A 10,597-nucleotide genomic window follows, 5' to 3' on the forward strand; every position below is an offset into this window, starting at 1 on the left:
ATGGCGAACAAACGACCAAGTCTTAGCCGCGGGCTGGGTGCCCTGCTCGGCCAGCCTGCTGCCGCCGCTGCGTCTCCTGCCGCCGCCGCCGTGGTGACGGCGCTGCGTCCGGTCGACGAAGAATTACGCAAGTTGCCGGTGGACTTGTTACAGCGGGGCAAGTATCAGCCGCGCATCGATCTGCGTCAGGAATCGTTGCAGGAACTGGCGGACTCGATCAAAGCGCAAGGCGTGGTGCAGCCCATCGTGGTGCGCCCGATCAATGCCGACGGCAGTTACGCCAACAATCAGACTGAAGCGCAAGCTGAGCAGCGTTACGAAATCATCGCCGGCGAACGTCGCTGGCGCGCGGCCCAACTGGCCGGTTTGCATGAGATTCCCGCGGTCATTCGGCGCGTGCCCGATGAAGCAGCCATTGCCATGGCGCTCATCGAAAACATTCAGCGCGAAAACCTCAATCCGCTGGAAGAAGCTCGCGCCTTGCAGCGCTTGATCACCGAATTCGAAATGACTCACGCCACGGCCGCCGAAGCGGTGGGTCGTTCGCGTGCCGCTGTCTCGAACCTGTTGCGTTTGTTGGACCTCGGTGAAGATGCCAGCCGACTGGTGGAGCATCGCGAGCTGGACATGGGCCACGCGCGCGCGTTGCTCGGCATCGAGAACAAACGGCAGCAGGCAGAAGTCGCGGCTCAGGTCGCGCAACAGAAACTGTCAGTGCGTGACACCGAAGCTTTGGTGAAGCGACTGGCATCGCAACCCTCTTCAGGCGGCTCGGAAGCCGCAGCGCGCGTCGATCCGAACATCCGCAAACTGGAAGCGGAGCTGAGCGAAAAGCTCGGAGCCAAGGTGCAGGTTCAGCATGCTTCCGGCGGCAAGGGCAAGCTGGTCATCAGCTACCACACGCTGGAAGAGCTCGACGGCATTCTCGAGCATATCCACTGAGCGGCGTCGCCCAAAGGCCACGTCGCGCCACCGGCATTACCAGGTAAGGTTTAGATGTTTCGGCGCCCCAGGGAAGCATGTTGGCAGGAGGTCCGTTCAAAATGCGAACGGCGCCATTGCTGACGCGCGCGGCGCCGCGCACTGCGATTGCTCCAATACTGTGTGCGTTGTTGCTGGCTTGTGTCGCTCTCTTCAGCGTCACTGCGCACGCCGAGCTGGTCATCGACGGCCGTCTGGACGAGCCGGAATGGCAGAACGCCGTCAGCTGCAGCGATTGGCAACGCACGTTGCCGTTCGCACGCGATGAACCCCGCTACGGCAACGAGCTGCACATCCTTTCCACCGAACGAGGCCTGGCCGCGGCCTTCATCCTCGATCAACCGCCCAGCGAACGACGCATCAAGCCACGCACGCCGCGCGACTCGGAACGTTTGATCGGCGACACGGTGTCGCTGATGGTGGACTTCGATGCCAACGCGCAGATCGGTTACGAATTCACCATCGGTTTGGGTGGCGGTATTCGCGACGGCCTGATCACCAATCAAAACAAGTTCGATCGTGACTGGGACGGCGCCTGGCAACACGCCGTGTACGAAACCGAACAGCAATGGTTCGTGGAACTGTTCATCCCTTGGTCCAGCATCAGCATGCGCGAGTCACGCGACGAAACGCGGACCATCGGTGTGTACGGCACTCGTTATTTGTTCGAGCGCGGCGAGCGCTACTCCTGCCCCGGCATCACCAGCGAAGCCGCGGTGTTTCTTTCCGACTTCCAGCGCATGGAGATTTCACAGCACGCGTCGGTGGCGAGCTTGGACATCGTTCCGTACGGCACCGTGATCTCGGATTTTCTCAACGAGAGCACGCGCCTCAAAGCCGGCGCCGACATCAATTGGAAAGCTTCGCCCAACTTGTGGTTGTCGGCCACGTTGAATCCCGACTTCGGCCAGGTGGAGAGCGATGAGCTGGTGGTGGACTTCTCGGCCATCGAAACCGTGTTCACCGACAAGCGGCCGTTCTTCACCGAAAACCAGGGCATTTTCGATTTGCGCACCCCGGCCAACGGGCAACTCGTCTACACGCGTCGCATCGGTGCGGCCACCGATGACGAACTGCACGCTTCGTCCGATATCGATGCAGCGTTGAAACTCACGGGCACGGCGGGGCAAGTGGTCTATGGCGGCTTCGTCGCGCAGGAAGACAACTATCGCAACGGTCCCGGCCGCTTGTTCGCGGCCACTCGCGTTGCGTTACCAATGGAGCACGCGCGCATCGGCTATCTCGGCACTTGGGTCGATCGGCCGTTTCTGGATCGCGACGCGTTGGTGAACGCACTCGACTACGAACTCGCGACCAGCGACGACTGGCGCATCAGCGGTCAGGTGATTCGTTCCGACATCGGTTCTAGCGACACCGATATCAGCAACGAACTGGCGGTGCGCGGCAGCGATGTCCGTCGCGTCGAAGCAGACACTCACGGCTACGAGTCCTGGCTGCAAGTGGACTTCAATCGCAGCTCGCCGCTGATGCATACGCTGAAGCTGCTGTATATCGACGACACCTTCGACATGAACGACCTGGGCTACATGGAGCGCAACGCGCTCAAGCAAGTCGAATGGGAAACCAATCATCGGGTCGCCAGCGACGGCGGCCGCGTCAGCGGCGAAACCCAGAAGCTGTATACGTTTTATCGTGAGAACACCGACGGTCAGCGGCTGCAATCGCGCTTGGCTCTGTCGCGCGATGTGAGTTACGCGAGCAAGTGGAAAGCGTTCCAGGAACTGCGCTACGTCACCAGCGGCGTGGACGATTTGCTTTCACGCGGCAACGGAACGGTGCGACTGAAGGATCGCATGTCCGCGTATATGGACATCACCACGCCGCGCTATGGCGATTGGCAATTCACGCTGGGCTCGCACGTCTTTCAACAAGGCGTCGAAGGCTACTCCGGCTGGATGCAGTTCCTCGCGGCCTGGTATCCCACCGAAAAGTTGACACTGCGCTTCGATCTGTTGCCGCAGTACTCGGCCGACTGGCTGCTGTGGCAGGACGCCAATTCCTTCGGCTCGTTCCGCGCCAAGCGGCTCGACTACGATTTCCGCCTGGATTGGATCCCCGCGCCCCGCCACGAGTTGCGCATCAAGTGGCAATGGATCGGTATCGATGCCGAACTACGGCGCGCTTATCGCACCGATGCAGCAGGCAATTTATTGCCCAGCACCGACCCCATATTGCCGTTCACGGTCAACAATCTGGGGCTGCAGGTGCGTTATCGCTACGAAATGGGCCCTATGTCTGAGCTGTTTCTGGTATATGCGCGGGGCGGATACAACTTCATCGATGCCGACGAGCGCGGCGTCAACGAACTGTTCCGCGACATGACCGATGTGCGAGACGCCGACCAATTCTTGATCAAAGTGCGGTACAAGTTGTAATTCCGGGTGGTGCTGTCAAGACCCCAGGTTACAAAATGCACCACCGGCGCGGCGTCAACGCAGACATATAGTCACAAGTCGCGACCGATCGCGTTTCATCTTCCTTGTAGCACTGCAAAACGCTGCGTATAATGCGCCGCCGTTTCCGGCCGGGCGGTAATCCAAATACGTGCCACACACGTGAATGTCACTGCGCGCCGCGGCAAGCTCTTGGCGTTGAAATTCGCCGCTGTACAGCTGGCGACCACGGGAGCGGCAGCGCTCGTGTTTTTGGTGTTGAGCGGGGCTAACGCGGCACGCTCGGCGGTCGCGGGCGGATTGATAGTCGCGTTGGGGACTCTCGTGTTCGCGTGGCGACTGTTCGCCACAGACTGGCCGGCGGTCAGCGCGGCACGCGGGTTTTACGCCGGCGAAGTGTTGAAGTGGATTTGGGTAGTCGGCGCATTTGCGCTGGCTTTGACTCGCGGCGGAATGGATCCGCTGCCCCTGCTGGTCGGCCTGCTGGTCGCACAGTCCGGGTTCTGGGTCGCGATGGGAATTTTCAAATAGTCCTTTATGGTGAGGTGGGGTTGATGGCTGAGCATGGTGGTCCGGCGACCATGACCGATTACATCAAGCACCATCTCCATCATTTGGAGATGCCGGTCGGTGAAGGCCGGTTTTGGGTGCTGCATCTCGACAGCATCTTTTTCAAGCTGCTGTGCGCGGCTATTTTCCTGTTCCTGTTCCTCCGTGTGGCGCGTCGCGCGACCACGGGCGTGCCTGGCAAATTCCAGTGCCTCATCGAAATGATCGTCGAGTTCGTCGACACCTCGGTGAAGGAAACCTTCCATGGCAAGAGCAAGCTGATCGCGCCGCTGGCGCTGACCATCTTCTGCCTGACGTTCCTGATGAACTTCCTGGACATGATTCCGGTGGACTGGCTGCCGGCGGCGGCGGGTGCAGCGGGCGTGCCTTACCTGCGCGTGGTGCCGACGGCGGACCTCAACACCACCCTGGCTATGTCGCTGACCGTATTCCTGCTGATCCAGGTGTTCGGCATCAAGCACAAGGGCCTCGGCACGTTCTTCGGCGAAATGCTCACCGCGCCGTTCCACGCGCCCAACACGATCGGCAAGATCCTGCTGGCGCCGGCCAACCTGCTGCTGCGTCTGATCGAAGAAGCGGTGCGGCCGATTTCGCTGGCGCTGCGCTTGTTCGGCAACATGTACGCCGGCGAGCTGATTTTCATCCTGATCGCCTGTATGACGCTCGGCGCCGGTCTCAACAGCGGCCTCACTTACGTGATGGCGCCGTTGCAGTTCGTGGCCGGCTTCGTCTGGACCGCGTTCCATATTCTGATCATCACGCTGCAAGCATTCATCTTCATGATGCTGACCATCGTGTATCTGAGCATGGCCGCCGAGCACCACTGATTTCGTTTTGATCGTCGATTACTAACTAGCTTTTTCTGCACGCACCGGAGATTTAAATGGAGAACATCACTCAGATCGCTGACGTCATGAGCTTTACCGTGATTGCCGCGGGTTTGCTCATCGGCCTCGGCGCGCTCGGCACCGCGATCGGCTTCGCGCTGCTCGGCGGTAAGTTCCTGGAAGGCTCGGCTCGCCAGCCGGAGCTGACCGGCATGCTGCAGACGAAGATGTTCATCGTCGCCGGCTTGCTGGACGCGATCCCCATCATCGGCGTCGCTATCGCTCTGCTGCTGATCTTCGCGAATCCGTTCATCGGTCAGCTCGGCGGCTAATTGCCGCTGGTTGTTCGATCGGCGCCCAGGCGGTGCGGGGAATTTCCCAGCGCCGCCGCAAGTGAATCGGAGTAAGCATGGATCCCACAATAACCATCGTCGTCCAAGGTCTCGCGTTCTTCGCGGTGGCCTGGCTGGTCATGAAGTTCGGCTGGCCGAACATCATTGCGGCGATCGAGGATCGGCAGAAAAAGATTGCCGAGGGTCTCGCAGCTGCTGAGAAAGGCGAGAAGAGCTTGGCGGAAGCCAAGAACTCGGCCGGCGACATCATCAAGGAAGCGCATGCGCGCGCCTCGAAGATCGTCGAACAGGCCAATCGCCGCTCGCTGGAGCTGGCCGACGAAGCTCGTGGCGTCGCCTCTGCGGAAGCCGAGCGTTTGGTCGCCGGTGCCCGTCAGGAAGCTGCGCTGGAATCGACCCGCGCTCGCGAAGAGCTGCGCAAGGAAGCCGCCGGTCTGGCGGTGTTCGGCGCCAGCAAATTGCTCGGTCGCGAGATCGATGCCAAGGCGCACGCCGACTTGCTCGACAAGCTGGCGTTGGAGATCGAGCGCGGCTAACGCGCCCGATCTTTTGCAGACACTGGAGCACTCATGGCCGAAAAAGCCACCATCGCCCGCCCCTACGCCAAGGCTGCGTTCGCATCGGCGCGTCAACACAACGCGTTGGAACGCTGGTCTAAGGTGCTGGCAACCGCCTCGTCGGTGGTGCAGGACGAGCGCGTTGCCCAGCTCCTGTCGAGCCCGCGCGTCACGTCGGAGCAACTCTCCGGCTTGATCGCGGACATCGTCGGCGAGTTGGACGAGCAGACCCGCAATTTCGTGGCCACCCTGGCGAGCAATCGCCGCCTGGGCCTGTTGCCGGAAATCGCCTCGATGTACGAGGCGCTGCGGGCCGAAGCCGAGAACACTGCCGACGTGCAGGTGATTTCGGCGGTGGAGCTGAACGAGGCGCAGAAACAGCGCCTCGCCGCGGCTCTGAAGCAGCGTTTGAAGCGCGAAGTGCGCTTGCATTGTGAAGTCGACGCATCGCTGATCGGTGGCGCCATCGTGCGCGCGGGCGATTTCGTCATCGATGGTTCGCTGAAGGCGCGCCTCGACCGCTTGTCGGTCGAGATGAGTCACTGACGCCGGCACACACACAGCATTCCGAGGATTGAGCATGGCCATCAAGGCATCTGAAATCAGCGATCTGATCAAGTCACGCATCGAGAAGTTCTCGAGCGCCACCGAAGAAGCGAACATCGGCACCGTGGTCACGGTCACCGACGGTATTGTGCGCGTGCACGGCCTCGCCGACGTGAAGTACGGCGAAATGTTGGAGTTCCCCGGCGGCAGCTTCGGCCTGGCGCTGAACCTGGAGCAGGACTCGGTCGGCGCCGTGGTGCTGGGCGAGTACAAGCACATCACCGAAGGCGACACGGTGAAGACCACCGGCCGCATTCTCGAAGTGCCGGTCGGCGAAGGTTTGCTCGGTCGCGTGGTCGACGCCCTCGGTACTCCGATCGACGGCAAGGGCCCGATCACTGCAGCCCGCCAATCGCCCATCGAGCGCGTCGCGCCGGGCGTGTTCTTCCGTAAGTCCGTCAGCCAGCCGGTGCAGACCGGTTACAAGGCCATCGACTCGATGGTGCCGGTCGGCCGCGGTCAGCGCGAACTGATCATCGGCGACCGTCAGACCGGCAAGACCGCGTTGGCGATCGACACGATCATCAACCAGAAGAACTCCGGCATTAAATGTATCTACGTCGCCATCGGCCAGAAGCAGAGCTCGATCGCGAACGTGGTGCGCAAGCTCGAAGAACACGACGCGATGAAGCACACCATCATCGTGGCCGCTTCCGCTTCGACGCCCGCTTCGATGCAGTACCTCGCGCCGTACTCCGGTTGCGCCATGGGCGAGTACTTCATGGACCAGGGCGAAGACGCGCTGATCATTTATGACGACTTGACCAAGCAGGCCTGGGCGTATCGCCAGATCTCGTTGCTGCTGCGTCGTCCTCCGGGCCGCGAAGCGTATCCCGGCGACGTGTTCTACCTGCACTCGCGTCTGCTCGAGCGTTCGGCTCGCGTCAACGAAGAGTATGTGGAGCAGAAGACCGGCGGCCGCGTCAAAGGCAAGACCGGTTCGCTGACAGGTCTGCCGATCATCGAAACCCAGGCGGGCGACGTGACGGCGTTCGTGCCGACCAACGTGATCTCGATCACCGACGGTCAGATCTTCCTGGAAGGCGACTTGTTCAACGCCGGCATCCGTCCCGCCATGAACGCGGGCGTGTCCGTGTCGCGCGTCGGTGGCGCCGCGCAGACCAAGATCATCTCCAAGCTCGGCGGCGGTATTCGTCTGGCGCTCGCGCAGTATCGTGAGTTGGCGGCGTTCTCGCAGTTCGCTTCCGACCTCGACGAGTCGACCCGTAAGCAGCTCGAGCGCGGCCAGCGCGTCACCGAGTTGATGAAACAGAAGCAGTACGCGCCGATGTCGGTGGCGGAAATGGCATTGTCGATTTACGCCGTCAACAACGGCCACATGGACAAGGTCGAGCTGAAGAAGATCGGCGCTTTCGAAGCGGGTCTGCAGGCGTTTGCCAAGACCAACTACAAGGCGGCCATCGACGGCATCAATTCGAACCCGGTGCTGTCGCCGGAGAACGAAGCTGCGTTGAAGAAGATCTGCACCGAGTTCGCCACCTCCGGTACTTACTGAGAGCGACATGCCCGGCGTAAAAGAGATCCGCGTCAAGATCGCGAGCTTCAAAAGCACGCAGAAGATCACCAAGGCCATGGAAATGGTGGCCGCGAGCAAGATGCGTAAAGCGCAGGAGCGCATGCGCGCGACGCGCCCGTACGCGGAAAAGATTCGCACGGTGATCGGTCACTTGCGCCTGGCCAATCCGGATTACAAACATCCGTTCATGGTCGAGCGCGAGGTGAAGTCGGTCGGCTTCATCATCGTCAGCACCGATCGCGGCTTGTGCGGCGGTTTGAACGTAAACCTGTTCAAGGCCACGTTGGCGGCGATGCGCGAGTGGCAGAAGCAGGGCAAGCAGGTGTCGGTGTGCACCATCGGCTCGAAGGGCGTGCAGTTCTTCCGTCGCCTCGGCGGCGTGGAGACGCTGGCCACCGTGACTCACCTGGGCGACCGCCCGCACGTGGCCGACCTGATCGGCACCGTGAAAGTGATGTTGGATCAGTACAAGGAAGGCAAGCTGGATCGCTTGTTCCTGGTCAACAACGAATTCGTCAACACGATGAGCCAGAAGCCCGTCGTGCGTCAGCTGCTGCCGGTGGTCACCGAAGACGAAGACAAGCTGCAGAAGCTGTGGGATTACATTTACGAGCCGTCCGCGAGCGAACTGCTCGAAGGCGTGTTGATGCGCTACATCGAATCGCAGGTCTATCAGGGCGCGGTGGAAAACGTCGCTTCCGAAATGGCGGCGCGCATGGTCGCGATGAAGAGCGCGACCGACAACGCCGGCAAGCTGATCGAAGAACTGCAGTTGATCTACAACAAGGCTCGCCAGGCGGCGATCACCAAAGAGATCAGCGAAATCGTCGGCGGAGCCGCGGCCGTCTAACGACAGCGCGGACGCGAATACAGAATTACTGAGGAACGAGCAATGGCAAGCGGCAAAATTGTCCAGATCATCGGCGCCGTCATCGACGTGGAATTTCCGCGCGAGCACATCCCGAAGGTGTACGAGGCACTGAAGCTCGAAGACGTCGACCTGACGCTGGAAGTCCAGCAGCAGCTCGGCGACGGCGTGGTGCGTACCATCGCCATGGGCGTGTCGGAAGGTTTGAAGCGCGGCCTGAAAGTGAAGGCCACCGGCAACCCGATCTCGGTCCCGGTCGGCAAGGGCACGCTCGGTCGCATCATGGACGTGCTGGGCACGCCGCAAGACGAACAGGGTCCGGTGCAGACCCAGAACTATCTGCCCATTCATCGTCCCGCTCCGTCGTACGACGAACAAGCGGGCGGCCAGGACCTGCTGGTCACCGGCATCAAGGTCATCGACTTGCTGATCCCGTTCGCCAAGGGCGGTAAGGTCGGCTTGTTCGGCGGCGCCGGCGTCGGCAAGACCGTCAACATGCTGGAGCTGATCAACAACATCGCCAAACAGCACGCCGGTCTGTCGGTGTTCGCCGGCGTGGGTGAGCGTACCCGCGAAGGTAACGACTTCTATCACGAGATGATCGAGTCGGGCGTCATCGACACCGCTGACCTGAGCAACTCCAAAGTGGCCATGGTGTACGGCCAGATGAACGAGCCGCCGGGCAACCGTCTGCGCGTGGCGCTGACGGGTCTGACCATGGCCGAATATTTCCGCGACGAAAAGAACGAAGCCGGCAAGGGCCGCGACGTGCTGCTGTTCGTCGACAACATCTATCGCTACACGCTGGCCGGCACCGAAGTGTCCGCGCTGCTCGGCCGTATGCCGTCGGCCGTGGGTTACCAGCCGACGCTGGCCGAAGAAATGGGCGTGCTCCAGGAGCGCATCACGTCGACCAAGACTGGCTCGATCACGTCGATTCAGGCCGTGTACGTGCCTGCCGACGACTTGACCGACCCGTCGCCCGCGACCACGTTCGCGCACTTGGACGCAACCGTCGTGTTGTCTCGTCAGATCGCGTCGCTGGGTATCTACCCGGCCGTGGATCCGCTGGACTCCACCAGCCGTCAGCTCGATCCGCTGGTCATCGGCGAAGAGCATTACTCGGTTGCTCGTGGCGTGCAGGCCGTGCTCCAGCGCTACAAGGAACTGCAGGACATCATCGCGATCCTGGGCATGGACGAGTTGTCGGAAGAGGACAAGCGCACCGTGACCCGCGCTCGTAAGATCCAGCGCTTCCTGTCGCAGCCGTTCAACGTCGCCAAGGTGTTCACCGGTCAGGACGGCAAGATCGTCCCGCTCAAGGACACCATCCGCGGCTTCAAGGGCATCCTCGAAGGCGAATACGATCACCTGCCCGAGCAGGCGTTCTACATGGTCGGCGCCATCGAAGAAGCCGTCGCCAAGGCGAAGACGCTGCAGTAATTGGACACGATCGACGGGCGGTGTTCACCACATCGCCCGCTGATCTAGCGAGAGCACATGGCAACTATCCACGTAGACATCGTCAGCGCCGAAGGCCAGATCTTCTCGGGCGAAGCCGCTATGGTTTTCGCGCCGGCCGCCATGGGCGAAATCGGTATCGCGCCTCGTCACGCTCCTTTGCTGACGACGCTCAAGCCGGGCGAAGTGCGCGTGCAGTTGCCGGGCGGCGAAGAACAGTTCTTCTTCGTCGGTGGCGGCGCCATCGAAATCCAACCGCACCTCGTCACCGTGCTCGCCGACACCGCTCTGCGCGCCAAGGACATCGACGAAGCCGCCGCCCTGCAAGCCAAGCAGCGCGCCGAAGAAGCCTTGAAAGACCGCGGCGACAAAATCGACGTGGCCAAAGCCCAAGTCGAACTCGCCATGGCCGTCGCTCAGATC

Annotated in this window: 11 protein-coding genes; all 11 read left to right on the top strand. The window is 61.4% G+C overall.

Annotated elements, in window-relative coordinates; genetic code table 11:
- Window positions 1–942: a ParB/RepB/Spo0J family partition protein gene (locus tag JNL55_RS20765; RefSeq protein ID WP_293858220.1), complete on the top strand. Its 942-nt coding sequence runs from the start codon at window positions 1–3 to the stop codon at window positions 940–942.
- 101 nt (window positions 943–1,043) lie between these two features.
- Complete coding sequence (locus JNL55_RS20770; protein WP_293858223.1) at window positions 1,044–3,377, top strand: DUF5916 domain-containing protein; 2,334 nt, start codon at window positions 1,044–1,046, stop codon at window positions 3,375–3,377.
- A gap of 180 nt (window positions 3,378–3,557) precedes the next feature.
- Entirely contained in the window at window positions 3,558–3,926 is a 369-nt protein-coding gene (locus JNL55_RS20775; protein WP_293858226.1) for an ATP synthase subunit I, read from the top strand.
- A gap of 23 nt (window positions 3,927–3,949) precedes the next feature.
- Window positions 3,950–4,792, top strand: coding sequence for a F0F1 ATP synthase subunit A (gene atpB / locus JNL55_RS20780; protein ID WP_293858229.1), 843 nt, complete (start codon window positions 3,950–3,952; stop codon window positions 4,790–4,792).
- Window positions 4,793–4,848: 56 nt separating this feature from the next.
- Window positions 4,849–5,124 carry a F0F1 ATP synthase subunit C gene (gene atpE / locus JNL55_RS20785; protein WP_116808431.1) on the top strand — a complete coding sequence of 92 codons (276 nt, stop codon included), beginning with the start codon at window positions 4,849–4,851 and terminating at the stop codon, window positions 5,122–5,124.
- 77 nt (window positions 5,125–5,201) lie between these two features.
- On the top strand, window positions 5,202–5,681 hold the full coding sequence (locus JNL55_RS20790) for a F0F1 ATP synthase subunit B (RefSeq protein ID WP_293858232.1): 480 nt from the start codon (window positions 5,202–5,204) through the stop codon (window positions 5,679–5,681).
- Window positions 5,682–5,714: 33 nt separating this feature from the next.
- Window positions 5,715–6,248 (top strand): F0F1 ATP synthase subunit delta, encoded by a 534-nt coding sequence (locus JNL55_RS20795; protein ID WP_293858235.1) that lies wholly within the window; start codon window positions 5,715–5,717, stop codon window positions 6,246–6,248.
- Between the two features lie 34 nt (window positions 6,249–6,282).
- Window positions 6,283–7,824, top strand: coding sequence for a F0F1 ATP synthase subunit alpha (gene atpA, locus JNL55_RS20800; protein WP_293858238.1), 1,542 nt, complete (start codon window positions 6,283–6,285; stop codon window positions 7,822–7,824).
- Window positions 7,825–7,831: 7 nt separating this feature from the next.
- Window positions 7,832–8,695, top strand: coding sequence for a F0F1 ATP synthase subunit gamma (gene atpG / locus JNL55_RS20805; RefSeq protein ID WP_293858241.1), 864 nt, complete (start codon window positions 7,832–7,834; stop codon window positions 8,693–8,695).
- A 42-nt stretch (window positions 8,696–8,737) separates the two neighbouring features.
- The gene (gene atpD, locus JNL55_RS20810) at window positions 8,738–10,156 is read left to right on the top strand and encodes a F0F1 ATP synthase subunit beta (RefSeq protein WP_293858244.1); all 1,419 of its coding nucleotides are present in this window, start codon (window positions 8,738–8,740) and stop codon (window positions 10,154–10,156) included.
- A 57-nt stretch (window positions 10,157–10,213) separates the two neighbouring features.
- On the top strand, window positions 10,214–10,597 hold a 384-nt coding region (locus JNL55_RS20815), incomplete at its 3' end, for a F0F1 ATP synthase subunit epsilon (RefSeq protein ID WP_293858247.1).

Source organism: Steroidobacter sp. (genome assembly GCF_016790065.1).
Lineage (GTDB): Bacteria > Pseudomonadota > Gammaproteobacteria > Steroidobacterales > Steroidobacteraceae > Steroidobacter.

What these genes read in the sequence shown, in the direction of transcription:
- atpB (WP_293858229.1), top strand. Translation starts at nt 3,950, where the DNA reads ATGGCTGAGCATGGTGGTCCGGCGACCATGACCGATTACATCAAGCAC.
- atpD (WP_293858244.1), top strand. Translation starts at nt 8,738, where the DNA reads ATGGCAAGCGGCAAAATTGTCCAGATCATCGGCGCCGTCATCGACGTG.
- JNL55_RS20790 (WP_293858232.1), top strand. Translation starts at nt 5,202, where the DNA reads ATGGATCCCACAATAACCATCGTCGTCCAAGGTCTCGCGTTCTTCGCG.
- atpE (WP_116808431.1), top strand. Translation starts at nt 4,849, where the DNA reads ATGGAGAACATCACTCAGATCGCTGACGTCATGAGCTTTACCGTGATT.
- JNL55_RS20795 (WP_293858235.1), top strand. Translation starts at nt 5,715, where the DNA reads ATGGCCGAAAAAGCCACCATCGCCCGCCCCTACGCCAAGGCTGCGTTC.
- atpG (WP_293858241.1), top strand. Translation starts at nt 7,832, where the DNA reads ATGCCCGGCGTAAAAGAGATCCGCGTCAAGATCGCGAGCTTCAAAAGC.
- JNL55_RS20765 (WP_293858220.1), top strand. Translation starts at nt 1, where the DNA reads ATGGCGAACAAACGACCAAGTCTTAGCCGCGGGCTGGGTGCCCTGCTC.
- JNL55_RS20770 (WP_293858223.1), top strand. Translation starts at nt 1,044, where the DNA reads ATGCGAACGGCGCCATTGCTGACGCGCGCGGCGCCGCGCACTGCGATT.
- atpA (WP_293858238.1), top strand. Translation starts at nt 6,283, where the DNA reads ATGGCCATCAAGGCATCTGAAATCAGCGATCTGATCAAGTCACGCATC.